Raw genomic sequence first — 26,941 nt, forward strand, 5'->3', positions numbered from 1 at the left:
CTCTCCTTTTAAAATTTTTATTTGTTAGATATTATAGTCACAAGTTTGACCCATACTAATCTTTTAATATAGCATACACACATTTATAATTAATTTCAACTGCCAAACTATCCTTATCCTTTCCAATAACGGTGTATACCGAATCATATATCCAAGTCTCCCGTTTTTGGTTTGACAGTTCGCCCGGAATTATATCAATAGCATTTAACTCATCATGTGTAAATTCCCTGCCTGTTTCTGCATCAAAAGTAATATTTCCGGATAAAGTACATAGATAATCGCCTATTTTTTCATTTGGTACAACTTGATCTGTAATTTGATATATTTTACCTTCCCAAGTCAAATTTCTCACATCTTCTTTATCAATTTGTGGTAAATCATTTTCTATATCTTTGGTGTCATTTTGATTTTTAAAAATTATCTTTAAATCACCATCTTTCGCATTTTCTGATAGAATTGCTTTATGGAAATCGTTATCTACATCTACAACTAAATTATTCATATCCCCCTCATTTTCTGTCTTATATACATTCAAATATGGCACATAATATGCGGTACCATCTGTATGATCTATTAAGTCGCTTAAATCTCCTACTACGTTGACTCCCATATCACATTTTTTTAGTATGTTATAATTTTCATCAAGTGCAACATACTTTTGAATAAATCCAATCCAATCACCTAATGAATTCTTATCCACTGTATTATTTAATATTGTGTATTGTTGTCCATTATATATAAATTTCGTTGCATCTTTCTCGTCTAAATAACATTCTGTTTTACCTTGGTTTTCTAAAACTGCCTTTTTAGCAGCACAACCTGAACCAATGATTATTATAGACATCATACAAAATACCAGAATCACCCTTTTTATTAATATACTATTCTTCATAATTTTTTCTTCCTTCCCATTTCTCAAACCATATACAAAACACCAACAATAACACAAATGTTATAATGATAACTTTAAATATAATATTGGGTTGAAGAGTAGAGAGTTGAGTGTTAAATTGCAAAATTTCTTGTCTACACATATTTACTGCCCACGCCCAAGGAATATATTCCCAACTAATAACTAACTTCAACGGAAGATTGCTAAACAAAATAACAATAAGGCTTTCCAACACCCCTGTTATAACTGAAGCTCCAAGCCCTGATTTCAGGGATAACCAAAAATGGATTATATAAGTTACAATGTTACCTAAAATTATATAAACATAACTATACAATACTGTATTAAGAACAGAAATACTAAGCTCTTGATCCACAACTGCTACTGAAAATAAAATTGGTAAAAAGAGAATTACAATGGCTACTGCACCTATTCCTAAGAATAGAATTAACTTTGCAATAATTAATTTACTCTTACTCTCCATACCTACAAAAAGTGCCTGAAAATGCCCTTCTTCTTCTAAGTTTATACCTAGACTAACAGCAATAGAAATTGCAAGAGGGAAAAATGCTGATGTTGCCTGTAAAATTAGATTCAGTCTTTGTGTTATACTTTGTTGTCCTGAATATAAGTGAAAATACATTGCAAATAATACCCCTCCTAGAAGCGGTACAATTATGTGCAACAAAAAAATAGGGGTATGTCGTAATTTTACAACTTCCGACTTAATTGCACACCAAAAACTTTTCATCCTTCCACCTCTCTGAATTCTTTTGCAGTAATAATAACAGTTATAATAAATAGTAAAACAGATAATAAGAGTCCAATAGTAAAGTCTAATGAATCTTTTGAGGAAACGGTCGTCATTGTTCCGTTTACGTCTAATCCGATAATACTTTTCATAGATTTTGAGACCCAACTATAAGGTATCAAGAACCATAGATTAGTATTAGATAACGGAGAAATAGCCAATGGCAACATACAATTAATTATAAGCGGCAAAAGTATACCTATTCTTTTATTAAAAAAAAGCAAAATAGGAATTTGCCATAATGACATAACTACAATACATATACTGCCAAGTAATAATTTTCCGTTAGATATTTGGCAAATGGCCGGTGCCATATTCTCATTGATACTGCCGGAAGAACTAATATAATACCTGTCAAAAGCATATACCATGCTATAACTAACACTCGAGCATACCAAGCATTTTCTAAATCAATAGATAGGGTATAAAAGGTGTGATAGCGTACACTTTTTTCTTTCTTCTCAGACAATGAACAGTATATGGCAACCGTCCCCGGTAGGAGAAATGTATACCACCAATATATAGTTTGTGCTTGAAAATTTCTAATTCCACCAAATATAACAGCTACAAAAGCTGTAATGATGGGTACCACAAATATTAATTTTCTGCTGAAAGACCGTTTATATTTCAAATTTTCTGATCTTATATATCTCATTAAATAATCTCCCTTCTATTTCTTTTTACGATGTCCATAAACAAAGCTTCAAGATTATATTCTTTGTTCTCTGGTGCTTCGTATTCCAATTTCCCATTACATATTATCCCTATATAATCTGCAATCTGTTCCACTTCCGATAGTATATGGCTAGATAGAATAACTGTCATACCTTGCTTCGGAAACTGCCTTATTAAATTTCTCAGCTCTTCAATACCTACAGGATCAAGGCCATTTGTAGGTTCGTCTAATATTAGTAATTTGGGGTTATTCAATAATGCTATTGCAATGCCAAGTCTTTGCTTCATTCCCATAGAAAACTGTCCTGCTCTCTTTTTTCCTGTACCAGTCAAACCTGATATTTCAAGGACCTCGTCAATACGACCATCCGAAATATTTAACAGCTCAGTCCTTACCTTAAGGTTTTCTCTTGCAGTTAGATTTCCATATAAAGGAGGTGTTTCAATCAATGCACCAATGTTTGATAAGTCACTCCTTTTCCACGGATGTTTATTAAAAATAATACTTCCCCTGGTAGGTTTCAAGATTCCAGCTATCATTTTTAATGTAGTAGATTTTCCTGCACCATTAGGTCCCAAAAGGCCATAGACAGAATTTTCAGGTACATTCATTGAAATATTTTGTACAGCTACCTGATTCTTGAATTTTTTTGTTAAATTCTCTGTTCTCAGTAATGTTTCCATGTTATTATACATCTCCTTTTAATTGATTTTTTTAGTATACTGATTAACTATAAAGATTTTCTAAAGATTAAAAAATTTTTTATATTGTAAATTGCATAACAAAAAAGATAGAACTTGTAAGATCCTATCCTTCTCCACATAGATGTATCCAAATTTGCAGCATTCAACAAATACCCCAATATCAGTTGGCATTCACGGTTTTCTTACCTGCTAAGATGATAAACAAATATTCCATAATTTTGACTGCTGATATGTAAAGCAGAAAGGGGACATCCATTTATTGGATATCCCCCTTTTTAATCTCTCATTTTATTCTTCCATTTTTTCTTTGAATTCAAGATAGGATGAAATCATATGTTTCACCGCTTTTAATTGATCTGGCGTTAAAGTGTACAATAATTCAAGAACATCCTGCACATCCTTATCTTCTGAAAACTCGAAAAGATAGTTTGGAGAGGTATGAAGCGTTTCACAGATCTTAAGCAGCAAAGGTAATGCAGGCAACTTGCTACCAGTCTCTATCTGTTTGACATAGCCTTCATGCATATTACATATTTCTGAAACATCCTGCCTACTCAGGCTCAACCCTGCCGCTTCTCTTTCACTTTCTTCCCAAACTTTTTCAGATCCATTGTCACACCTCTTATCTATTTAATACTGTTTATATCTTTCAGTATAAACGTGAGGGTGTATTCATGACAGTCCACCGTTTGATACTTTCGTTTGTCTCTTCTGCCGTATCTTTTTTCCAATGTTCTTGCGATCCATCTTATTGACCTCTTGTCATCTAATTGATACCTTTAATATCTATTAGTATAAACTGACAGTATTATCCACGATAGTCCGCTGTTTTATAAAATTTTTATCAATAAGATATCTCTGTTTGAGTATGTCTATCTAATACCATTACCGATAACAGCATATAAATGAGCTACACAATCACAAGAAAAAGTAATACAGCGGCAAAAAAAATATTGATATAACACACCGCCAACCAATAATAAACTCAAACTTCCCACATTAAAAATGGGAAGTTTGAGTTATTAAATTATCAGTTATTTTTCATTTTATCCGTTGACGAAACTCATTTTATCGCATATACTATGAGTAGGAAAACAGGCGACATCCTGTTGGTGTGGCTGACACCTAAAATCCGAAACGAAAGCCGAACATGAATCGGAGAGTTGGCAGGCAACAGAAAAACCTGAAAGCAAAGCCAGACATATGGGCTGGAGTGTTGGCGGACAACAGAAAAATCAGTCTATAAGGGAGATGCACAATGCCACGGTATTGTAATCTCCCTTTAAATATTTTATACATATCGCAGAGGTCATAATATGACAAAATACACCAAACAGCAGGCCATCTCTATTATTGTAGATTGTGCTGCCAAGTACGAAGAAAACCTTAATGGCTACCAACTCTTATTTATTCTAAAAGACAAGCATAAACATATTTCTTTTTTGGAGGTAAATTTTTATCCTTATAATTTTCTTCATCTGACAGGCATTAAATTAATTGACAACACTACTGCTGCTGATTTTTATGAACGCTGTTTAAACCACAAATTAAGTCCTGAAGATTTTTCCTTTGCATCTGATGGTACCACTCAGTTAAAACTCGAAATTCTCCCACAACTTATGAAAAAAAATATTTCAGCAAAAATGGTCGGTGATTTTAACGGATGCAACCCAAAATTATATACAGAAAAATTAGCTGGTGGCGTAAAAGCCTGCCTTGGTTTTGTAAAAACTCATCGTGCTGAATATGTGCCAAATACAGTGCTGAACACGGACATTCGTACAGTTTCCAAAATTTCACAGCAGGTTATCGCTACATATCGTCGAAAGAGAGCAGATTCCTCTTATCAGGAACTAGTTTATAAGGCAAAAAAAATCGACTGGGATGCTCTTACCTTTCCGAAAGAATATGACTACCTCACCAAACTAGAATAATCTCCCATAACAATTCTATTTCAGAGCGTGAAAGGGGCTATCGCTTCACTTTGCGACAGCCCCATCTTTTCCACTAATTATCCATCATTATTCTAAATTACCTCTTCATTTCATTTACATTAAAGCACATTATAGCTAAATCCCCAGTCATAAAAAACATTTACATAGCAAGTCTTTGTATTATTGGTTGCTGAAGAATAACCATCTATTTTGTAATACTGCCTCTGCACAACTTTGTACTTTGTATACAGCGGTCTATACTTAATCTGATAAGTTTTCCCGCTAGGGACAGGTAAACTATACTGTACAGAATAGGACTGACTCTTCCCAATCGTAGCTCCTAAAGAAGCGGATATATCTCCTACACTGGTATATGATCCACTAATTGTGTTAGTCACTGTATCTGTTTTATTTACAGAAACTGTACCTGGACCGGCACCCTGAGGTCCCAATCTCCATGAACCATAAGTTGTTCCCTGATTTGTCTTACTATCGACTTTCCAATAATAGTATCCATCCGTTTGTGGCTGTATTCCATACTCAGTTTTATCAGATAGCAAATTTACATGCTTTACTTCGCTGTTTTTATGTGGATATTCTGCAGCCATTACTTTTACAGGCAACATTGTCACAATACTAAGTACCAACACTGTCAAAATACTAATCATTTTTTTCATCAAATCGCCTCCCTTTTTTTTTCTTTGAAATGAAATATATACCTAAGCCTATGAACATCAATGCTAATATTAAAATGATGGATAGTGGATATTCAAAAATATAGTCATATGAATGCTCATAGGCTGTTTTAAAAAGTTCCATATTTTTTTTCTGTTTCCACTCTGCCCAAAAAGGTATACTAATCAGCCCTAAAATACCAATAATTAAAAATACAATACTATAATTTCTATCTTTTTTGAAAGGAGTTTTATTGTTATCAATTTTTTCAACAACGTCTCCTGACTTTAACATTTCATCAACTGGAATATCAAATTTCTCACTTATTAGAATAAGTGTATTAATATTTGGAACAGAGACTCCCATTTCCCATCTAGACACCGCCTGTCTTGTTACTCCTACCATTTCAGCAAATTGTTCCTGAGAAAGCTTGTTATCTTGCCTTATCTTAAGAACTGCCTTTGCAATGTTTTGATTACTATCTTTTACTTTATTCATAAGCTCCCTCCTCCTTTTGTTTGATTGTATTATACAGTTGATATGCCATTTGGGCAAGCAATACAACTTTACATTTTCGCAATTAACTATTGCTTTTTGTTTTTTCATTTATATAAACTTCTTATTTCCATTTTTTCTGTAAATCGGCTTATATATGAAGCAGTCATTTTTAGAGCAAGTTTCGCAATGTCGGACAAAAACCCCTGCGGGATTTTTTCTGACTTGCAACTTGATGGGGATTTCGTTTCCCCATACCCTCGACCGCAATCAAAGATATGTGTATTGGTTCCCATTTGCATGGTCACAGCGTGATGCTTTTTCATCACTTGCTTTCACAGCTCACTGTGAATTTTCTATTTTTCCTGCGGAACCTTTATGCCAGAAAGGAGCATTGAATGACACGACCACAAAAAGAAATGGACATGAAACGAGAACACCGGGTAACCATCCGCCTGACTGATATAGAGTTTTCCATCATAGAAAATGCAGCGGAACAGGCAGAAATGAGCATTTCAGAATACATGAGGACTCAAACTATGGAAGGAAATGTAACTGCACGATTTGAAATTGTTGCTGATGTTGATGAAATCAAAAAACTAATCGGTGAATTTGGCAAGATTGGAAGCAACCTAAATCAGATTGCCCGATATTTTAATCAAGGTGGAATTATCTCTTCTGAAATGAGAAATGAAATCCGAAAGTCTCTCCGGGACATTTATGAAATGAAATATAAAGTAATGAAAATGGCAGGTGATTTCCGTGGCAGTAATTAAACATATTGCAAGCAAAAATGCTGACTATGGAGAATCGGAACGTTATCTTATCTTCCAGCATAATGAATATACGCAAAAACCGATTCTTGATGAGGAAGGGCATATGATATTGAGAGAAGAATATTATCTGGACGGTTTGAACTGTGATCCATTCTCTTTTGCATCTGAATGTCAGGAATTGAACATCTACTACCACAAGAACAAAAACTTCAATGAGATAAAATCCCATCACTATATCATCAGCTTCGACCCGAAAGACAGGGAGGAATGTGGATTGACCGGTGAACGTGCCCAGCAACTTGGATTGACTTTTGCAAAGAAAAATTTTCCCGGTCATCAGGCTTTAGTCTGTACTCATACCGATGGTCATAACGAAAGTGGAAACATCCATGTACACATCGTAATCAACAGTCTCCGTAAATATAACATACCGCAAGAACCCTATATGGAATTTGACTGTGAATCAAAAGCCGGATACAAGCACCATCTAAGTACAGCATATCTCGCACATCTGAAACAGGAAGTCATGAATATGTGTAAAAAAGAAGGACTACATCAGGTTGATCTGCTCACTCCTGCTGAAAGAAAAATCACAGAAAAAGAATATTGGCACAACGCCGGGGACAGGAAAAACTCGATAAGTTGAATCAGAAAATGAAAGAAGATGGAATCACGCCAAAGGAAACACGTTACCAGACAGAGAAACAATTTCTTCGTGACGCTATTGATGATGCTGCAAGTACCGCCCGATCACCAGAAGAATTTTCAAAAATCCTTGATGAAAAATATCACATCATCTTCAAGATCAGTCGAAACCGATATAGCTATCTTCACCCTGGCAGAAAAAAATATATCACTGGAAGGAATCTCGGAACCAGATACACAGAAGATTTTCTCTTGAAAGCGTTTGAGGAAAACACGAAATCCCATAGAGAACAGAAAGAAGAAATTCTGGAACAGCAGACTCCAAATACTTCCACAGATTTGCCAACTGTTCCTTTTTCCGATACTTCTGCTATCCCTGCACCATTCATTTTCATAAAATCAGATCTCCGACTTGTCATAGATCTACAAACCTGTATTAAAGCACAGCAGAGCGAAGCCTATGCTCAAAAAGTAAAACTCACCAATTTGAAGCAGATGGCTCAGACTGTTGCCTACATACAGGAACATGGCTATGATTCTCTTGAGGATTTCCATGCAGCACTCAATCAGGCATCAGACCAGACCAGTGCTTCCAGAAAATCTTTAAAAGATACTGAACAGCAACTTAAAGATGTGAATGAGCAGATTCATTTTACCGGACAATATCTGGCATATAAAAATGTGTACGCCGATTATCGTAAAAGTCGAAACAAAGAGAAATTTTATGAAGAACACCGGGCAGAACTTTCCCTGTATGACACAGCTCTCCGAACACTCAAAGAAAAATCTGGCGGGAATAAATTGCCTTCCATGAAAGCTCTCTATGCTGAAAAGGACCAGCTTATTGAATTAAGGGATAGACAGCGTGAAGATTTTTCTAACCACCGGGATTATGAACGGGAACTTCGCACTGTGTCGGCGAATATTGAAATGATTCTTGGGAAAAATCGTGAGCAGGAACAACAGCTTGAAAAGAATCAGGATTTATAATTCCTATAATCTCTATCGTTTTTTCTAAACCACAAAAATATCATTTTAAATATAAGCCAATGAACAAATTCCTGTTTTCATCTTTCTCAAAAAGATGTATGATATAGAAAAAAACAGGAGGTATTAAGATGAAATCACATAAATATTGGTCACTTGGTGCATTGGCAACCATGATTGGAACTTTTTACACTGGTTATAAAGATATGAAATCCGCACATAAATATTTTGCTTGCAGCTCTCTTATCTGCATGATTATGGCTATCTATTCTGGTCATAAAATGATTTCTGGAAAATCCAGAAAGAAGAAGGACTCTGTTTCTGAAGAATCTGAATAACAAATACATAGATAAAAGGAGACTGTAATAGTCTCCCTTTTAGTGAAAGATGAACTCTAATTTAATTTTATATTTCTTACTGCCGCATAGCTATCATCTGCTAAACCTATCTTCTCCATTTTCTGCACGATTTCTTTCTGTGACTTTTCTCTATGCAGGATAAATGCTGAATCCATTCTGGTAATATTAACACCTCCAGTAACGCACCTATCGTATCTACACCGTTTCTCTTTAACACATTATCTGCTCGTGTATTAAATCTCAAAAATGAAATTGATTCTTCTAAAATATTTTCTGGCAAACATGAAAAAGTCATATAATCCAAATGACTTTAACTCTTCATTCAACTGGATTACGAATAAATACAGGACATCGGTTTACTTTCTCGCCTCTATTTAATTGCAAAGTTCCTCTAAATTTTTTAATATATCCACTTCCATTTTTTTTCGAATTTTTTCATGCTCCTGACTTAATTCATCAAATATTATCCGTAATTCCTTTTTCATAGATTCTTCTTGATATAGTTCTTTTTTTTCTATTTGAGTACACGACTGTATTCTTTTTAATATTCCTTCAAATCTAGGAGAACAATGCTCAAACGGGGCTTTTAAAAAATACGCCATTCCTTTTTTTAAATCTTGCTGATTAAAATAAAAAGCTCCCAAAAATTCATATGCATTCTGTTTATTATCAATTGCAGATATTCTATCAAGGAACTTCTTCTCATCCTTATCTGACTGAAATTCTTTTTCTGCAACTTTCTGCAGTAGTTCATCTTCATAATTTATTTTTTCTTGTATATATTCACATATGCTTTCTCTCTTTTGTTCCTCTGAAATGTTACCTGGCATCAAAAGTTTTTTGTAATCTTTATATTTTTTATATTCTGCCTCCAGTAACTCATATTCATATGAGATTCTTTTTGCTTTACACATCCTTTCAGAATATTTCACTAATTTAAAACAATCCTTTTTAAAGCTCACAACATTTTTCCCTGATCCTTGTGTACTAAAAAAAACAATCCCATCATATCCCAACATTTTAAATATATCGGAAAAAAACTGTGTAACCAAATAATAATCTTTTATATCACTATGTACCGGTCTGGTCAAAATATCATATAATATTTCTTCTGAATTACTTTCAATCAAAACATAGTTACCTTTTTTCACACACTCAAACTCCACAATAGAGCAGATTTGTCCTACTTGTAAATGAATTTCAGCAATACATGTTTCAATATTATCTGCCAAGTAAAGATAAGATACTCCTTGTCTATTAAATCTTCCGCCTTGCACAAATTTTGCTGGTGGTTTTTCCATGTCACTCCCGAAATACGGTATCTTACATTTAATATCTAAATCGTCTATTGCCGCTTCTATTACACCATTTCCAACTCTCGCTCTATAAAATATCTGCCCTGTATCAATAATTTCCGTTTTGAATTTATCTTTTTCTTTTTTAAAATCCTCAAGAATATCACCAAAAAAATCACTATAATTTTCCTTTAATATTTTTTTCTCCAATTCTTCAAAATATTCTTTCGTCAATATTTCCATAGCTGCTCTCCCTCATATAAATTATTTTCATGTAAGTATCCATCATAATACTAAATTCATTCTTCTATAAGTTCTAAATTTCGTTTTCTAAATATTCTTGAATATTTTCAGTTACAACAGAAACTTCATTGATAATTGCCTTCCCTAACGCCAAATTTTCTTTATGGAACTTTTTATATCGTTCTTTTTTCGGATTTGTATTTGCTTTCTCAGGCAACAGATATTTTGTTACACTTCCATCTAAATCTGCTATTAATTCTGGTCTATATAAAATCAAGTGATAATTTTGAAACCAAAATTTCTCATTATCTAAGAGTTTTAAACTATTAATCTGTTCCTCTGAAAACAATCCATCCTTCAAATAATAAGCAATTAAAATCTGGTTCTGAGATTTAAGAACAAGATTGGATGTATCTTCCAGACACCAATCAAGCTGATAGCATCTAATGGCATAGTAATAGTATAATTGCACATCATGTAAAGAAGAGATCAACGCCTCTCTATATCTGGCTTTCAAAAATATTTTAATTTTTTGATTATCAAACCCACTCATACTATTAAAAATATCTGATGTATATAACAATGACTCCGGTGACATTTTTAATAGAAGCATAGCTGATGATAATTATATTCTTCAACATCGTATTCTTCAAAATCTGTTTCTTGGAAATGTTTTGTTTTAAAAAAGTTTCTTATCAAAGACTGTTTGTTTCTTTCCTTTTTTACACTTGATAATCTATATATCAACTGATTCAAAAAAGACAATTTATGTTGTATTTCTGTTCCAATCTGATTTTGCCTTTGAAAATCTTTAAGGACTTCTTCATTCCAGTGTCGCATAATTGCTTTCCAATATCTAGTCAATAAATTTTCTATATTATATGATTCATAATCTTCTATTTCTATCTTCCGGTCATTTCCTTCGTGATCATTTTCTGCTAGCACCTGATTAAACAGACCTCTGATTGTTTCATTATCATATTTATTGCAAAAAATATAAAAATCATCTGAGAAGTATTCAAAATGGCAATTAATAGACGCATCTTCTAAGGCTGTTTCAAAATCATCTGATATTTTTTCAATGCATTTTCTGCAAAGTAAAGAGACAAGTAGTTACCCATTATTATTCCACCTGTTCTTCCATTGTTCATACTTGTAAAAACATTGTCCTTTAGTTGTCCCTTCGGTAAATAGTGTGAATATAATTTCCCATAAAAATCTTTAATATCAAGTTTAATCAGATTGTCGTACAGACACAAATTCATAAAATCATCATTTAGTTGTGCATCATACTCGCCAGCTATAAAATCTCCCGTATCAAAGTTAACCGTCATTCTACTATGTTCAGGATTAATTCCTTGAATGTTATCAAAGTCAGGTAACCCCGAATAATAATGATATGCCCGTACAAAGTTCAGAACATTTGGAATTTTCAATGTTCTATATTTACCATTTCCTTTTTGTACATTAAAAGAAACAGGCATAGTCCAACACAATTCTCTTGTGCTAAAATTCTCAATATCCGCAGGATACTTTAATAAATCAATATTTACAAAATGCCTTACCGCATTTTTAAAATTATATAAATTATTCAAATCCATCTTACATCCCCTATTAAGTATGGCAATCATATCTTCTGTTACATATTTCTAGCTATATTATAATTCATCTACTACTTTTTGCAATAAAAATGGCCCTGCTACCTCAGTAGCAAGACCATCTCTGTTGAAAATCACTTCTTCTTCCTTTCCATCTCTTCTTCCATCGCCTTCTGTTGCTGTAGCTGCCCTTTGCCTTGACTGGCTATCTTCTTCTGATGATTGCGGAGCCGCTTCAGTACTGATCTCCGTGGAGCATTCTTATCCTTTTTCTTTAGAGTGTTGTTCATCAGTCCGTCAATCATGTTGTAATTGGCTTCTTCTGTCATCTCTGCACTGCGAAGGTATTCTCCATTATCCATGACTTTCTGCCAGTTCGCCAGCTCTGGTTTCTTCTTTTGTATTCCTTCTGGCTGTGTCTGCCCAGTCTGGGCTTGTGCCTGTATCTGCTGTTGTCTTTGCTGTTCCTGTTCTTTTGCTACCTGTTGCTGCATAAAATTCTGAATGTTATGTCTGGCTTCTTCATCAAAGCCATTGTAACAGTCATTCATGACTACGGTACCTTCCTCACTGAGAATCACATAGGCTGCTCTTGTTCCATACTCCTCATGTTCCATCAGAAACCATTTCTTCTCGTTCATCAGGATGTAATCCTGTGCAAGCCATGTTCCTTTCTTTCCTTCGATTTCGTACCCGGTTGTATCAATGGAAAGTCTGGTATCGGAAGAACTTTTGATTGTGAGAAATTCCGGAATGATGATAAAACCATCTTTATTGACATAGTAAGCTGTGGTTTTTCCATCATCGGTAATGACAATCACATCGCTGCAACCGATGGAATGACCTTTGAAGTTCTTCGGTCGCTGCTTCTGCAAGCGTGTTTTAATGTCAGCCGGAGTTTCCCCCGGCTGGATTCTTCCAATATACACCTGCTGATAGTTTTCTATCTGGATTGTTCTTCCTTCGCTTTTCAGTTTCTCGTAAGAACGGAAACGGACATCCCGGTACTCTGGGGTATCTTTTACTTGATATACTGCACACTGACTTGTACTCATTCTTCTTTCTCCTCTTCCAGTTCCATTTTATATTCTTCCAGATCCATAAGAAAAACCTCATAGCCTTCATCACTCATGCAGAACAATTTTCTTATAGTATTGCAGACAAGCCCGATCATATCTGCATCGCCTTTCAGAAAAGGAATGATATGGTCGATTGCCTCCATCGTGTCATTTCGGTTTCCTTTATCAAACATTGCAGTTACTAAACATTCATCTGCGTCAAAGTTCATTGCCAGATCCATCATAATTCCACCTCTCCCTTCTTATGTGCCTTGGATTTCTCCGTTACCTTGTTTTGCTCCTGTGCTTTTGCCCTTGCCTGAAAATCTTTTAAAGACTGCAGCACAGATTTCTTCACTTCACCTTTTGCTCTGCTTGCAGGTTCTACCTTTTGTGGCTGGCTCTGACTTACAGATACCGGTTTCTGTTCACTTCCTATTGCTGTTTCTGCCGCATGTTCCGTTTCCTGCACCCTTCCATGCTTTTCATCCAGATACTTTTCCATGTCTGTGATTGCTTTCTGCACCAGAGGCTTTCTTTATAGTGAGGAATCATATCTATCAGATCACGCCGTATCCGGTCTGCACTCATCAACTCATATTCCCCGGAATAATCTTCATCACCATCTTGCAGATCAAATCCGATTCCTTTGATTCCATGCATCCGTTCCGCTGGGATACTCTCATATATTTTAATGGCTTCTTCTAAAGTGAGGTTATTATGGTACTCTCCCATGACCGGAAACTCCATGCACTCTGCGACATAAAAACTAATCGTGGCTTCTGGCTGTTCCTGCTTCGGCTGTTTATCAAAGATAGAAAGTTGCTCTGTATCTTCCAGACGGGAAAGTAAAGAACGGGCAGTTATAACATCGCTGTCTATATCGGATTCCTCGGATACCTCAAGCAGCCAGTCCTTGATAGCTTCTGTTTTCTTATTCAAAATATCCTCTGTGAGTTTTTCCACCTGTTCTTCTCTATTTTCAACCGTATCGTTATACTCATAAGTATCAACGTCATAACTAAAATTATCCAGATCCGCAGCAAGCTTTTTAATCTCCTGCTGGTCAAGATATTTTTCAGATTCTTTTATATACTCTGCCAGAGTAATTCGCTCCTCTGCAATCGGGTTAATATCCACCTTAATTCCTGCCATTGCTATACCGGATTCATTTAAAGCATTGAAAAAGCTATCTTCTCGAATATCACCTTTATAGGAAAGAACCACATCAAGTCAGAATCTTCCCGGTAAAGGTCTTGTCTGCTTCTGGAACCATACACTCTTGCAGCAAGCAGCTCTACCTCCTGTTCCATTCCCATATCTTCTAATACTGCCTGTGCATGATACAGAACCCCTCTTTCTACTTCTGCCCTGCTCAGACTGTTTAATGCCAGTTCATTTCTTCCAATCTCAGAAGTCGCACGAAGTTCCCCCTCCTGCAATAAATCTTTAGAGTGCTGGATCGTCATTTCTTCAAATTCTTTATAATCCACTTTGACACATTCCATATCATCCATTCTTTCACTTTTAAGGATTTCATAAGCAGCTTCCTGAATGGATGCGTCTGGATTATCATAATCACCACCCTGGATTTCATGCAGATCAGAGTCATAAAAAATAAACGAATATCCTTCTTCTGTTGCCTGTATGGTCAGATACCCTTTACTCCTGGTAAACTGCATTGCGATTCCTTCATAGGTTTGCATTGCTTCTTCCCTGCGAAATCCTTCAAAAATACTTGCCGGGCAGTTCTTTTCTAATTGTATCCGCTGCATCTGTTCTTCCTGAACTTCTTCCACATCTGCCATCAGATCTTCGTAATCCACTACTTTTGCATCTTCCAGTGAGTACCCTTTATCTTCTAAAATATCACTGGCAGCTTCATCTACATAGATTATCGGATTGTCATAGATTCCTCCATCATCCTCCTGATAATCTTCATTATAAAATGTATAGTCATAACCATCTTCTGCGGTCTGGATTGTAAAGTATTGTTTTCCAATCTGATATGCAATCTGTACCTCATTCCAGTCCAGCATGTTTTCCATTTTATTTACCACTTCATATATTTCTGGATTCAGCCACCCTCCGATCTGTTTATACGCATGGGTCAGCCGATCTATCCCGTTTTCACATCGGATAAAATCCATGCTTTCCTGCATCGTTTCCGTATTCTGGATACCAAGCACTTTTTTCTGATGATTTGGCAGACGTAAATATTCCTGCATCGCTTCATCCAGTGATTCATACCGGTTTACTTTTACTACACCCTCTGCATTTACATCTTCCATCACATAAAAATTATCAACGTAATGAATCTCTGGCATTTTTAACTTTATGCCTTCCGGCAGCTGCACCTCACTGACTGCATGAAAATTAAACCGGACATCCGTTCCAGATTCATTTTTTCCTGCCATCGTTTCTTCCCAGGTATCTTTCTGTACTGCCTGTATTTCTTCGATTGTAAGTGTCTGTCCACTCCGCAGGGTTACAACAGAATCTTTCGGGAATTCCGTCAAGTCATAAAGTGTTGTTCCATTTTCCTGCAAATATTCTGAAACTGCTTCCAATGCTCCTGCGTCAAACCCGTTCCATAAGTCCTCCGCTACAAGCTGTCCATTTTCTGCTACGATAATGCCTGCCACATCGGAGCCAAATTCATCCTGTTCCATTAAGAAAAACTTCTCCCCGGCATATTCCTTTTCATCAACCGTATGCCATGTTCCGTTATGTCCTTCTGCTTCATACCCTCTTGTCTCTGCCGTAATCGTCACTTCGTTTTCTCCTATCGCCTGTTCTATCCTCTGCATCCGGATCTCAGCTCTTGCCATGTCGATAAACCCATCTAAAACTGCCGGGTGGCTTTCGATCACATAATCCAGGTTCAGATTTCTGCCCCGGCTGATATTTTCCGGGACTTCGATATGCTCCGCCCAGTCTTTGTTCTGTCTGGAGAATCTTCCATCATGGGAAAGTTCCTGGATGGTATTTGCCATAACAAAATTCATACGTTCTTCCCCAAAGCGTTCCACGACTTCTTTTGCTGCATTCTGCTTTAAGTGCAGCCCGTCAAAATTCTCCCGGATAGCTTCTTCGATTGCTTTCTTGCAGTCCAGGTTTAACTTTCTCGAATCCAGATAAGCATCCACATCCCGTTCTCCCATTGCCTGTTCCAATGTTCCTTTATAAACTGGCGGATATGCCCTGACGGAATTATGTTCCAGTATGTTCATTCTCTGCTGGACAAACTCCGGAAGTTCCTGAAATCCAAAAGAATCTACATAATAGGCTGTAATCTCTGCACCCCTGTTTATCACGATCACATCACTTACCGATAAAGAATGGCCACGGAAATCTTCCGGTCGGTCAATGTTAAAGCGTTCAAATATATTTTCTAACGTGATTGTTGGCATCCATGGTGCTGCATAAACCATCCGGTAATCCTTTCCGTCAATGGTATATCCCAGACTCTTTGCGGATTCCATTCCCATAAACTGATAAGTATGCTCATCCCCACTATCCATCTGATAAATGGCAAACCTTCCGCTTTCTCCATGCAGAAGAAGTGTCTCATCAATCTTTTCTGCACTCTGCTGTTCCAGTGCTTCCTGTTTTGTAGCAGATATTTCTCTTTCTTTCTGCACTTCCCATTCTGTTTCTGTGATTCCAAAGATACCGTCATATCCAAGAATTGCATCTTCTGTGTCTACAAGTGTTGATTCTGCCAGCTGTGGATTCTCTTGATTTCCATGTAACACATAAATTTCTGCCCCTCCACGGTACAATTCATATGCACGGTCTTTCGTAAGCGGAAGCATATGGTCTAACTGGATTCCTGCCTCGTGCATTTCTGTAAAACCAACCATGCCATCCGGGAAATTGTCAATCTGTGCCTGTATTTCATTCATAAGGCTTCTCGTATATTCACTTCCCGGTCTGCGGATTGCAGTCATCATACGGTTCACCAGTCCAAGCACTTCGTCTTTGTCATCCATCTTATATGCAAAATTCACAATAAGATTTCTCTGGGAATCTGTGAAATCTCCCGTATTGGCAGCTTCTGCTGTTTCAATCAGACGGTGGGCATACTGCATGGCTGTTTCTTCTGCAATTTCCGGTTCCTTCGCTGGAAAGTTCGCCCTTGCTGCCTGGATCACTTCATACACCAGCTTTGAACCGGCTTCATCGTAAGATTCCCTCATGTCCCATACCAGGTCATTCAGTCTTTCCACCTGTCCGGGGAAGGTTTCTGCGAATTCATTTACAAATGCCTTTTCTTCTTCTGAAAAAACATTTCTTGGAAACTCTGCTTTTTGCACCAACATCTCTACCTGCTCTTTCGGAGAAAGGTCAGAAAAATAAGTAACGCCTGTGTCAGCATCATATTCCACATCATAAAAATCAATCGGATAGTTCTCTCCGTGCCCACTGCTGTCATAGAGTGGTGTGACGGCAGCACCTTTTTCTTCCAGAAAACTTTCCAGTGGTTTCTCATTTTCCTCTATCTCACCACTTTCCAGAAGGCGGACGTATTCACCCACATTCTGCTCTAACTGTTCCCTGCTCATGTTTTCGATCAGGTCATAAGTAAACTCGGAACCCATATTGCCTGAAAGATGCAGAATTAAATCTTCCTTATGAAAAGTATCCCGAACTGGTCTTTCCATTTCCAGCTCGTGCATCTGTGTCTCGATATTCTCAATGACTTCCGCAGACGTTTTCCGGATGGTATCCATAGATGCCCGGAGTGCTTTCATATCCTTGCTTTCACACCAGCTGGCAATATAGGTAAAAGAGTATTCTGAAGTATCCAGACCAAAGTGATTGCAGACAATATAAGCAATACTTTCTGCTTCTACTTCTTTTGTTGTCCGGTCTTTTAAAATTCCTTCCACATCCATTACTTCCCGGTCATGCAGCAATGCGTGGCTTACTTCATGGACTCCGGTTTTCATGGTCTGGAGATTGCTCATATTTTCCTGAATTGCGATATACTTTTCCGTCTGATGATAATAGCCTTTTGCTTCCCCTTCTATCTCCATCATGCGGATTGGAACAGGGGAAATGTTCTGCAATGCTTCCATGAACGTGTCATAAAACTGTACGCTCCCGGTAAGTTCCGGTACTTCCAGTTCTGCAATCGGCTCTCCCTCTGTCTGGCTGACATCAAATACCGTTGTCACACGGAACCTTGGAATGACCATCTCCACGATCTCTGTTTCCGGCTGACCGTCATCCCCGATCACCGGCTCTTTGGTCACCGGGTCGATCTTTTCAATCTCCTGTTTCTCACGGATGGGTGCCGGTGCGATGATCTGGATTCCTTTTTCCCCACGTTTTACATGGCGGTTAAATTTCTTCTGCCATGCCTGATACCCTGCCACCAGTGTTGCTTCCGGTTTCTGCATGGTGATCAGAAGGGTGTTATTAAAACTGTAATTATGGAACTTGGACATGGTATTCAGATATTCTGTATATCTCTCCGAAGTAAAGATTTCTTTTACTCCCTGCTCCAGCCGTTCCGATATTTCTTTTAATTGTTTTTCTATATTATTTGCCATAAACAAACCCTCCATTTTATGTCCCCGCCAGAGAAAACTCTGACGGGAAATCTTTTATAATTCCTGTTCGTGTTTTTTCTTTGCAGTTTTCTGTACAGATGGCTGTTCCGCTGTATTCTGCTGTGCCTTCTCCTGCTTTAAGCGTTCCAGAATAGATGGCTTATGGATTCTGTCTGCTGTTTCCGGAAGTTCTTTTTCTTCTACAGCATCCCTGCTATCTGTGCTACTTTCTTCTCTGCCAATATCCTCATCTGCCATAATCGTCTCATTGCCCTTTTCATCCATGTTCAGCAACGCATTTAACTCAGATAACCGTTCCATCTTTTCATTCAGCTCTGCTTCTTTCGGGAATGGTTTCTTTACCTCTTCCTGTGCTGTCGCAAGCTGCTGTTGTACGGTTTCCAATTTCTGCTCACTTTCCGTCAGCTTCCTGTCAATGGAAGAAAGGGTGTTATGGATACGCTGCATATTTCCTACCGGGTCTTTTCCGATTTCCAGCTTATAAGAACATTTCCCTTTGACCGTCAGTTCAAATGCATTGGAGAACATATTGTAGGAAGCAGATAACGTAAACCCATGATATTCCCCGACCTTTCCACCGGTGCTGACGGTTTTTAGTCCTGCACAGGCAGCGATCAATGCCTCGCCTGCTTCTTTCTTATCTTCATAAAGGACATTTCCTACTGTCATGGCAAACGTGTCATTATCCTGTAAATCCACGCTTTTTACTACCTGGGAATCTATCTGCATCCCGGCAATCCGCTCTTTCAATGCACTGATCTGTACCGGGAAATTCTTTGCAATATCGGATTCCAGACGGTAAATCTGACTGGTATGGTTTGCCTTTAAGAGTTTCAGCTTACTCACCTGCACATCCAGATCCATTTTTTCTTTAATGTACGGATTACCTGTGGCAAGTGCCTTGATCTCTGCATAGGACAGTGCCGTATCATCCACATCTTCACAAGCCCTGACCGGGGATTTACTGGTCATGATCTGGCTGATGAACTTCTGCTTATTCTCCAAAATCTGCCACATATACGCATCAAAAGTATTTTCCGTCACATACCGGAATATCTTTACTTTGTCATTCTGGTTTCCCTGTCTTAAAATACGTCCTTCCTGCTGTTCCAGATCAGACGGCTTCCATGGACAGTCAAGGTGATGGAGAGCAATCAGTCTGTCCTGTACGTTGGTACCAGCACCGAGTTTTGGAGTTGAACCCATAAGGATTCTCACCTGTCCGGCCCGCACCTTTGCAAACAGCTCCGCTTTCTTTGCCTCCGTGTTGTATTCATGGATAAAAGCAATCTCTTCTTTCGGGATTCCTTTTTCTGTCAGTTTGTTCCGTACATCATCATATACGTTGAAAGTCCCATCTCCTTTGGGTGTGGACAGGTCGCAGAAGATCAGCTGGGTTGTCCGGTCTGCTTTTCCTTCTTCCCATACCTGAAAAGCATTTTCCACACAGGTATTGACCTTGCTTTTTTCCGCATCCGGAAGAAGTTCATTTAATAACCTCTGATCCAATGCACATTTTCTTCCATCATTGGTAATCTTGAGCATGTTATCCTCTGTCGGATTCACAAGACCGCCTCTTACACTTTCGGCACGTTCTGAAAAAGCACTGACCATTTCCTGCTGTTCTTCACTTGGCTTCAAGACCTCATTGATAAACTCTGCTTCCGGTACAGGAAGATTCAGCATATCCGAAGTCTGAATATCCGCAGCTTCCTTAAAAATAGAGATCAGCTCCGGAAGATTGAAAAAACGGGCAAATCGTGTTTTCGCACGATAGCCCGTTCCTTCCGGTGATAATTCGATTGCGGTTACTGTCTCCCCGAACGTTGCCGCCCAGGAATCAAAGTGTCCCATACCCATACGCATGAGTGTGTCATACTGGAGATAACGCATGATAGTGTAAAGCTCAGTCATACTGTTCGATACAGGAGTACCTGTAGCAAAGGTGATACCTCTGCCGCCTGTCAGTTCATCCATGTAACGGCATTTCATAAACATATCCGAACTTTTCTGTGCATCCGTCTGTGAGATACCCGCCACATTTCTCATCTTTGTATATAAGAAAAGATTTTTAAATGAATGGCTTTCATCCACAAACAGCCGGTCTACGCCTAACTGCTCAAAGGTTACTACATCATCCTTTCTGGTCTGGTCATTGAGTTTCTTCATCCTCGCCTGCAGACTCTTCTTTGTTTTTTCCAACTGCTTGATGGTATAATTCTGTCCTGCCTGATGTGCCGCTTCTTCAATGGAAAACGTAATATCTGCGATCTGATCTTCCAGCATGGCAATCTGCCGTTCCCTTGAAAGGGGGATTTTCTCAAACTGTGTATGTCCAATGATCACGGCATCATAATCTCCTGTCGCAATACGGGAACAGAAACGTTTTCGGTTTGCCGGCTCAAAGTCCTTCTTTGTTGCCACCAGGATATTTGCTCCCGGATAGAGACGTAGGAAATCACTGCCCCACTGCTCGGTCAGATGGTTTGGCACAACATAAAGATTTTTCTGTGAGAGTCCCAGCCGTTTTGATTCCATACCGGCTGCAATCATCTGGAATGTCTTTCCAGCTCCTACGCAATGAGCCAGTAACGTATTATTTCCATACAGCACATGAGCCACTGCGTTTTTCTGATGCGGCATCAGAGTAATCTCCGGATTCATGCCAACAAACTGAATATGGCTTCCATCATATTCCCGTGGACGGATGCTGTTAAATCGTTCATTATAGATCTTACAGAGATCTTCCCGTCGGTGCAGGTCTTTAAATATCCACTCCTTAAATTCCTCTTTGATCAGTTCCTGCTTCTGCTGTGCCAGCATCGTTTCCTTCCGGTTTAATTCCCGGTGTTCTCCCTCGGTATCCTGTACCGTGTCATAAATCTTGGTATCTCTAAGATTTAAGGCATCTTCCAAAAGGCGGTAGGCATTGGCTCTCTGTGTTCCGTATGTGGAAGTAACAAGAGCATTTCCGTAGCTGTCCACATTTTTTCCCATAACATTCCACTGTCCGGTCACTTCGGCATACTGGACTTTGACCTTGCTCCCTACATAATATCTTGGTGTATGGAATGTCTCTGCCATAAACCGTGTAATGTAATCCTCGGAGATCCAGGTTGCCCCAAGTCTTGCCTCAATCTCTGATGCATCCAGATCTTTTGGCTGTACCTGCTCCAAATACTGCACGTTCACCTGATATTCCGGGTGATCTTCTGCAAACTGTTTGGCGATCTGCAGTTTCTCCCTCACATTTCCAGAAAGATATTCGTCCGATGGCTCCCATTTTTCACTGATCGGGTTCTTAAAGATTATCCCTGCCAGTTCTTCGGTAAGCTCCTCTTCTGTTTTCCCGGAAAGCTGTGCCATATAGGAAAGGTCAACGCCTGCCCTCTCACCGATAGAAACCGCAAATGCTTCACTGGCAGTATCTACAGAAGTTACCGTTTCTGCCCTGCGGATTGTCCTTTTGGTAAAAATATCCGCTTTCCGTTTCAGTTCTCCTTTATCATCCAGAAATTCCAGGGATGTTAAAAGACAATAGCTACTGTCCTGGCTAAATGCCCTTTTATTGGCATTACTGCTGAGCAGACCATATTTTGCGGTAAACGTATCGTATTCTTCATTGAGTTTCCCCTGAAGCTGTGTGATCTGCTCATCACTTCCCTCGGTCATCTGACACTGGATAAGGGCATTCGTTGCATCACGGATCTTTACCATACCTTTTACACGCTCGGTCGTTGCCGCCGGAAGTTCCATCCGGTTCATCACAGAGTTTTCCCGGTAATACACTTCCTCGTTGACCACTGTAAAGCTGAAATTCTTTACATCCGGGTCTGCCGGGATAGAGACAACATCCTCTTTTAACTCTGTATCCGAAAGTTCCAGTTCCGTGATCGTGCCATGGATATTCCTAATTGCTTCTTTTAACTGTTCTTCTAAGGTAATGCCTTCTTTTGGTTTTACAGTCACTTCCTGTTTTCCATACTGGGTGCTTTCTGTGGTAAATTCACCAAGTACCATTTCCGGATGCTCTGCAAAATAAGCATTGATCGAATAGCCTTCCGGTGTTTCCTTTAGATTTAACCATTCCGGTTCCTCAATGGATGCCCTGTCCCTTTTCTGGAAAAACAAAATATCAGAAACAACGCTGGTATTGGCATTTCTCTGGAACGCATTATTCGGTAATCGGATGGCTCCAAGCAGTTCTGCCCGGTTTGCGATATACTGTCTCACTGCCGGGTTCTGCTTATCCATCGTTCCACTGGAAGTTACCACAGCCACTACACCGCCCGGACGGATCAGATCAAGGGATTTTGCAATAAAATAATCATGGATCAGAAAATGGTGGCGGTCATATCTGCGGTCACTGACCTGATATGCTCCAAATGGTACATTCCCTATCACGCAGTCAAAAAAGCTGTCCGGGTAATCTGTTTCCTCAAATCCCTGTATGGCAATCTTATTTTTCTGGTAAAGCTGCCTTGCAATCCTGCCGGAAACCGGGTCAAGCTCCACACCATACATCTTTGCCTTGTTCATACTCTCCGGGATCAGTCCCATAAAGTTACCAACACCACAGGACGGTTCCAGAATATTTCCCTGTTTCAGTCCCATATTTTCCAGTGCTTCATACATGCTTCGGATCACGGTCGGTGATGTATAAAAAGCATTTAAGGTCGATGCTCTTGCTGCACTGTATTCTTCCGGTGATAAGGTATTCTTTAACTCCAGATACTCATTTGTCCAACTACTGTTATTCTCTTCAAATGCCTGCGGGATGCCACCCCAGCCAACATAACGGGATAAAATTTCCTGTTCTTCGGGTGTTGCCAGACGTTCTTCCTGCTCCAGAGTCTGCAATAAATGGATGGCTTCCATATTTGCTTTATACTTTGCTTTCGGACCACCTGCTCCAAGGTCATTATCCTGAATCCGAAAGTTATGCGGTTCTGTTACAATCTCTTCTACTTCCGGTTTTAAATATGGTTGAAATTCTCCCTCATATCCAAACAGTTCATTTTCTCCGGGAATATAATTGCGTCCGGTTTCCAGACACCGAAACACATCGGCAGTTGGTGCATTGCTGACTGCATAAAAATCATCATAAGAATACTTTGGGAAATCTTCTGTATGGTAGGTCGATAAATGCAGTTCTGTATTGGAACGAGTCTGTGCAACCAGATCTTTTCCTTCTATTCCTTCCGGCAATACCCCTACTGCTTCAAAATGATACCCCTGATACTCAAAAACACCTTCATCCCAGGACTCCGCCAGTTCTTCTGCTGTTTTAACCGTTATCTCTTCTTCTGATTCCTTTTGTTCCTGTCCCTCAGAAGTTTCTGTTATTTCCTGTTCCTGATTTTCCGGAATATCTTCTTTGGCAGTAACCTCTTCCTCTTCTATTTCCTCCACATCTGACATGTCTACTACGGTCGGTTCTGTCACTGCCTTCGTATCCAAGAAATCAAACATGGTCATCTGGTGCCCGGATGGTTCCGCAAAAGACGGTTCTGCTTCCGGTGTCGGGAAAATCGTATAGGTTCCTTCTGCATACCGGTGAAGTTCTGAAAGAAGTTCTGTTTTCTGTTGGTAGTTTGTCCCATATGCCTCAAAATCTAATGGCAGAACTGCCAATGCTGCATCCATCTTCTGCAACAGTTCTTCTGTCTGCTCTGGATTCTCTAAAACTGCCACCATTTCTTTTCCTGGTTTTTCCCAGAAGAAATCATCCGTAAATGGTCTGTCTATCTCTTCCGGAAGACGGTCATAAAAGCGTAGTACCTTGTTCGCCATCTGTTCCCGTTCATATTCCGGCATACGAGCATAATCTTCTGCCTGCAGGAACTGGTCATTCTTTATCAGATAAGCTACTCTATTTGCAACTTTATTCCAAGATAATAAAACTGACGTATATGGATTTCCATAAGCACCTCTTGCAAGAAACAATCCTTTTCCATCATAATTTGCGTGTGAATCATCCGCACCAGACAGTGCATGACTGCTTCCACCGATCCCATACTGTTCCTTGATAAAACCTGTCCTCGCTCTTTCATCCTCATGCAGCAAATAAAAGGAATATGTCCTGAGTCTGCCTTCGGAATACGCCCCACCTCTGACAAGAAATGCGTCGATCTCGTCTTGTGTAATGAACATCTGCTGTTCTTTCCATGCAAATCCCTCTCTTGCCTGGTATGGGATCACTTCATCTGCAAACTTCTGGAACTGTCTGGAGATATTGACCGGATTATAATGATGGAAACGCATAAGAGAGTTGTCCGTCTCATAGGCTTCTGCCAGTGCTTCCAGTCTTTCATTCAAATCCGAAAGCCACCCTGAATCTTGCAGTTTTTCAGTAAGATAATCCGTGATTTCCGGATAAATACTACGAAGATGCGGCAGATCTGCTTCATCAAAGACAATCTCTGCCACACCTTCTGCCATATCCCCTTTCATATAAGCAAGTGCCTGTGCGTGTTCCTTCAATGCGTTGTCCCTTGCCACATCCAATACAGACTGCGGGGCATATTCTCCCTGATTTAAAAGTTGATGGATACGTCTGCTGACATCTTTCCAGGATAAAAAGGCTTTATCCAAAATCTGGTCTGCCACCGTATGCCCGACTGCGATCTGCATCCCAGTTTCATCAAACCAGACGGAATACTCCCTTCCATCCATCTGAAAACCTTTGCCGCCTTTTCCATACTCACGCTTTACAAACTCCGTGTATTCTCCCGGTGACTGTTCACTCATAAAGTTATAGATGATACGCAGCTGGCTTCCTGTCCGGTTTCCTCCCGTCCGTAAAATATCATCCACAACACTTTCCGGAATAGGAATCTCCCCGGCATATAAAGCAGCTACTCTTTCACCAATCTGCCTTTTCTGTTCATTTGCTGTAGGATATTCGGGCAAAGATAAAGCAGAGGCAATTTCTTCCTCTGCTTTGCTCAGTCCATCTTCTCTTGTATCTTCAACTAGCTGTATACCAATTCCGTCAAGATGCTCTCTTCCGCTGTTGCCATCAGTGCGTTCATATGTGCTGTCCAGGCCACCGGGTCTGCTTCCTTGTCCGGTGCCGGATGGTTCTTCAGCAGTTTCTCCATCTGGCTGTCCATCCTCTCCTGTGCTGCCTTCTCGATCTCTGCCAGATGGCTGTTCAGCTTTCCTGTCAGGAACAGGCTCTGATACAGGCTGTTCTTGTGTTCCTTCAGGAATGTCCTCCGAAGCATCCCGTATTTCCCTATTGTCACTTCTTCCTCCTCTACGGTCAGGTTCGGAAACAGGTAATCCCCCTTGCGATGATATGTCAGTTCCATAGTCGGTTCCTCCTTCATTCTCGATATTTTCTTCTTTGTTGTTTTCTACGTCCTGATTTTTATTTTCACGTATTAACGTGTTAAAGTTATTATAATTCCTTTCACTGGAAATTTCAACCTCTTTTCTGGCTTCTTCCAGAGAAATTTTATGTACCGTCCTTCCAATGTCAATCAGAACACTCTCACTGATCTGGCTTGCTGCATTTCCAAGAAAGGTCAGTACAGACAGCCGGTTATAATCGGTAATATGCATAAAATCCTCTTCTTCCAGAAGCTCCATCGGTTCCAGACCACACCGTCTGCAAAGCATGTAATATACACTGTCCGTTGCAAGCTGGCGGAAATCACTGCGGATCGTAACTTCATCCAGATCTTCCAGATACGTTCCTTCCGCTGCATATTCCAAGCCGTCCAGATATTCTTCCAGACTGTCTGCGACCATTTCCCTTGCAACCGCCATCAACGCATCCGATAAAGTCCCTGTATCTTTTTCTTCCAGACCATACGCTTCTGCCAGATGGGTAAGGATCTCTTCCTGCTGATGTTCCTGCATCTGCCACAGGTAAGGGCTTCTTCCGCCTGCCACCATGTGCGTATCTGAAATATCAAACACATACCGGAGTCTGGTATTATGACCATTCTCGTCAAGCAGGGCGATTCCCCTAGCTCCCCGGTTTACCCAGCGGAACATTTTCTCATTCCACAGTTCCAGGGACGCACAGGCGGTTGCCTGTGGATGCTGTGCGTGGATCAGTAACTGGTCTGTAAAAGGATACCGGTATAGTCTCGCTGCGGTATCCATATAACCCATCCAGTCCCTTGGCGAACTGCTCACCAATGTCGCATGTTCCTGTGCCAGTTCCCGGATGTCCTGTAATTTCGACATACTGCCTAC

19 protein-coding genes and 1 pseudogene are annotated in these 26,941 nt (G+C 39.4%); 5 read left to right on the forward strand and 15 right to left on the reverse strand.

Going from position 1 to position 26,941, the window contains the following annotated elements:
- Positions 1–55 precede the first annotated feature (55 nt).
- The 5 genes from DW965_RS02050 to DW965_RS02075 form a co-directional block, all read right to left on the reverse strand.
- Positions 56–892, reverse strand: coding sequence for a NisI/SpaI family lantibiotic immunity lipoprotein (locus tag DW965_RS02050; RefSeq protein ID WP_117640223.1), 837 nt, complete (start codon positions 890–892; stop codon positions 56–58).
- On the reverse strand, positions 882–1,643 hold the full coding sequence (locus DW965_RS02055; protein ID WP_118404117.1) for a lantibiotic immunity ABC transporter MutG family permease subunit: 762 nt from the start codon (positions 1,641–1,643) through the stop codon (positions 882–884). The genes DW965_RS02050 and DW965_RS02055 overlap by 11 nt, the downstream gene beginning before the upstream one ends.
- Before the next feature lie 310 nt (positions 1,644–1,953).
- On the reverse strand, positions 1,954–2,358 hold the full coding sequence (locus tag DW965_RS02065; RefSeq protein ID WP_119197963.1) for a hypothetical protein: 405 nt from the start codon (positions 2,356–2,358) through the stop codon (positions 1,954–1,956).
- Positions 2,358–3,062: a lantibiotic protection ABC transporter ATP-binding protein gene (locus tag DW965_RS02070; protein WP_117640217.1), complete on the reverse strand. Its 705-nt coding sequence runs from the start codon at positions 3,060–3,062 to the stop codon at positions 2,358–2,360. The genes DW965_RS02065 and DW965_RS02070 overlap by 1 nt, the downstream gene beginning before the upstream one ends.
- A 309-nt stretch (positions 3,063–3,371) precedes the next feature.
- Positions 3,372–3,713, reverse strand: a complete 342-nt coding sequence (locus DW965_RS02075; protein WP_117640215.1) for a helix-turn-helix domain-containing protein — start codon at positions 3,711–3,713, stop codon at positions 3,372–3,374.
- Positions 3,714–4,399: 686 nt separating this feature from the next.
- Here DW965_RS02075 and DW965_RS02080 point away from each other — a divergent pair.
- Positions 4,400–5,017 carry a PBECR4 domain-containing protein gene (locus DW965_RS02080; protein ID WP_117640213.1) on the forward strand — a complete coding sequence of 206 codons (618 nt, stop codon included), beginning with the start codon at positions 4,400–4,402 and terminating at the stop codon, positions 5,015–5,017.
- Between the two features lie 119 nt (positions 5,018–5,136).
- Here the strand turns inward: DW965_RS02080 and DW965_RS02085 are convergent, their stop codons facing one another.
- A complete protein-coding gene (locus DW965_RS02085; RefSeq protein ID WP_117640211.1) occupies positions 5,137–5,694 on the reverse strand; it encodes a hypothetical protein in 558 nt (185 codons plus the stop codon).
- Positions 5,678–6,190 carry a helix-turn-helix domain-containing protein gene (locus DW965_RS19545; RefSeq protein ID WP_243000702.1) on the reverse strand — a complete coding sequence of 171 codons (513 nt, stop codon included), beginning with the start codon at positions 6,188–6,190 and terminating at the stop codon, positions 5,678–5,680. Before DW965_RS19545 ends, DW965_RS02085 begins: the two co-directional genes overlap by 17 nt.
- A 395-nt stretch (positions 6,191–6,585) precedes the next feature.
- On the opposite strand from DW965_RS19545, the gene DW965_RS02100 reads away from it, so the two are divergent.
- From DW965_RS02100 to DW965_RS02110, 4 genes are all read left to right on the forward strand, one after another.
- Entirely contained in the window at positions 6,586–6,963 is a 378-nt protein-coding gene (locus DW965_RS02100) for a plasmid mobilization protein (RefSeq protein ID WP_117640207.1), read from the forward strand.
- Positions 6,950–7,609, forward strand: coding sequence for a relaxase/mobilization nuclease domain-containing protein (locus tag DW965_RS22400; RefSeq protein ID WP_330420805.1), 660 nt, complete (start codon positions 6,950–6,952; stop codon positions 7,607–7,609). Before DW965_RS02100 ends, DW965_RS22400 begins: the two co-directional genes overlap by 14 nt.
- Positions 7,606–8,598, forward strand: a complete 993-nt coding sequence (locus DW965_RS22405) for a hypothetical protein (protein WP_330420806.1) — start codon at positions 7,606–7,608, stop codon at positions 8,596–8,598. Before DW965_RS22400 ends, DW965_RS22405 begins: the two co-directional genes overlap by 4 nt.
- A 128-nt stretch (positions 8,599–8,726) precedes the next feature.
- A complete protein-coding gene (locus DW965_RS02110) occupies positions 8,727–8,933 on the forward strand; it encodes a DUF6219 family protein (RefSeq protein WP_117640203.1) in 207 nt (68 codons plus the stop codon).
- A 395-nt stretch (positions 8,934–9,328) separates the two neighbouring features.
- Here the strand turns inward: DW965_RS02110 and DW965_RS02115 are convergent, their stop codons facing one another.
- From DW965_RS02115 to DW965_RS20640, 8 genes and pseudogenes are all read right to left on the reverse strand, one after another.
- The gene (locus DW965_RS02115; RefSeq protein ID WP_117640201.1) at positions 9,329–10,492 is read right to left on the reverse strand and encodes an RES family NAD+ phosphorylase; all 1,164 of its coding nucleotides are present in this window, start codon (positions 10,490–10,492) and stop codon (positions 9,329–9,331) included.
- Between the two features lie 73 nt (positions 10,493–10,565).
- Positions 10,566–11,045 carry a hypothetical protein gene (locus tag DW965_RS02120; RefSeq protein ID WP_147398766.1) on the reverse strand — a complete coding sequence of 160 codons (480 nt, stop codon included), beginning with the start codon at positions 11,043–11,045 and terminating at the stop codon, positions 10,566–10,568.
- A gap of 47 nt (positions 11,046–11,092) precedes the next feature.
- On the reverse strand, positions 11,093–11,437 hold the full coding sequence (locus DW965_RS02125; protein ID WP_119197965.1) for a hypothetical protein: 345 nt from the start codon (positions 11,435–11,437) through the stop codon (positions 11,093–11,095).
- Between the two features lie 101 nt (positions 11,438–11,538).
- Positions 11,539–12,093, reverse strand: coding sequence for a hypothetical protein (locus tag DW965_RS02130; protein WP_119197966.1), 555 nt, complete (start codon positions 12,091–12,093; stop codon positions 11,539–11,541).
- Positions 12,094–12,224: 131 nt separating this feature from the next.
- Positions 12,225–13,145: a YodL domain-containing protein gene (locus DW965_RS02135; protein ID WP_118404123.1), complete on the reverse strand. Its 921-nt coding sequence runs from the start codon at positions 13,143–13,145 to the stop codon at positions 12,225–12,227.
- Positions 13,142–13,393 carry a transposon-transfer assisting family protein gene (locus tag DW965_RS02140; RefSeq protein WP_118404125.1) on the reverse strand — a complete coding sequence of 84 codons (252 nt, stop codon included), beginning with the start codon at positions 13,391–13,393 and terminating at the stop codon, positions 13,142–13,144. The genes DW965_RS02135 and DW965_RS02140 overlap by 4 nt, the downstream gene beginning before the upstream one ends.
- Positions 13,390–18,709, reverse strand: a pseudogene (locus DW965_RS02145) (DUF3849 domain-containing protein). Before DW965_RS02145 ends, DW965_RS02140 begins: the two are co-directional and overlap by 4 nt.
- A gap of 54 nt (positions 18,710–18,763) precedes the next feature.
- A complete protein-coding gene (locus DW965_RS20640) occupies positions 18,764–26,932 on the reverse strand; it encodes a DEAD/DEAH box helicase family protein (RefSeq protein ID WP_119197967.1) in 8,169 nt (2,722 codons plus the stop codon).
- Positions 26,933–26,941 lie beyond the last annotated feature (9 nt).

This window comes from Blautia sp. AM47-4 (genome assembly GCF_003479865.1).
GTDB classification, from domain to species: Bacteria; Bacillota; Clostridia; order Lachnospirales; family Lachnospiraceae; genus Fusicatenibacter; species Fusicatenibacter saccharivorans.

What these genes read in the sequence shown, in the direction of transcription:
- DW965_RS02050 (WP_117640223.1), bottom strand. Translation starts at nt 892, where the DNA reads ATGAAGAATAGTATATTAATAAAAAGGGTGATTCTGGTATTTTGTATG.
- DW965_RS02055 (WP_118404117.1), bottom strand. Translation starts at nt 1,643, where the DNA reads ATGAAAAGTTTTTGGTGTGCAATTAAGTCGGAAGTTGTAAAATTACGA.
- DW965_RS02065 (WP_119197963.1), bottom strand. Translation starts at nt 2,358, where the DNA reads ATGAGATATATAAGATCAGAAAATTTGAAATATAAACGGTCTTTCAGC.
- DW965_RS02070 (WP_117640217.1), bottom strand. Translation starts at nt 3,062, where the DNA reads ATGGAAACATTACTGAGAACAGAGAATTTAACAAAAAAATTCAAGAAT.
- DW965_RS02080 (WP_117640213.1), top strand. Translation starts at nt 4,400, where the DNA reads ATGACAAAATACACCAAACAGCAGGCCATCTCTATTATTGTAGATTGT.
- DW965_RS02085 (WP_117640211.1), bottom strand. Translation starts at nt 5,694, where the DNA reads ATGAAAAAAATGATTAGTATTTTGACAGTGTTGGTACTTAGTATTGTG.
- DW965_RS19545 (WP_243000702.1), bottom strand. Translation starts at nt 6,190, where the DNA reads ATGAATAAAGTAAAAGATAGTAATCAAAACATTGCAAAGGCAGTTCTT.
- DW965_RS02100 (WP_117640207.1), top strand. Translation starts at nt 6,586, where the DNA reads ATGACACGACCACAAAAAGAAATGGACATGAAACGAGAACACCGGGTA.
- DW965_RS02110 (WP_117640203.1), top strand. Translation starts at nt 8,727, where the DNA reads ATGAAATCACATAAATATTGGTCACTTGGTGCATTGGCAACCATGATT.
- DW965_RS02115 (WP_117640201.1), bottom strand. Translation starts at nt 10,492, where the DNA reads ATGGAAATATTGACGAAAGAATATTTTGAAGAATTGGAGAAAAAAATA.
- DW965_RS02120 (WP_147398766.1), bottom strand. Translation starts at nt 11,045, where the DNA reads ATGAGTGGGTTTGATAATCAAAAAATTAAAATATTTTTGAAAGCCAGA.
- DW965_RS02130 (WP_119197966.1), bottom strand. Translation starts at nt 12,093, where the DNA reads ATGGATTTGAATAATTTATATAATTTTAAAAATGCGGTAAGGCATTTT.
- DW965_RS02135 (WP_118404123.1), bottom strand. Translation starts at nt 13,145, where the DNA reads ATGAGTACAAGTCAGTGTGCAGTATATCAAGTAAAAGATACCCCAGAG.
- DW965_RS02140 (WP_118404125.1), bottom strand. Translation starts at nt 13,393, where the DNA reads ATGATGGATCTGGCAATGAACTTTGACGCAGATGAATGTTTAGTAACT.
- DW965_RS20640 (WP_119197967.1), bottom strand. Translation starts at nt 26,932, where the DNA reads ATGTCGAAATTACAGGACATCCGGGAACTGGCACAGGAACATGCGACA.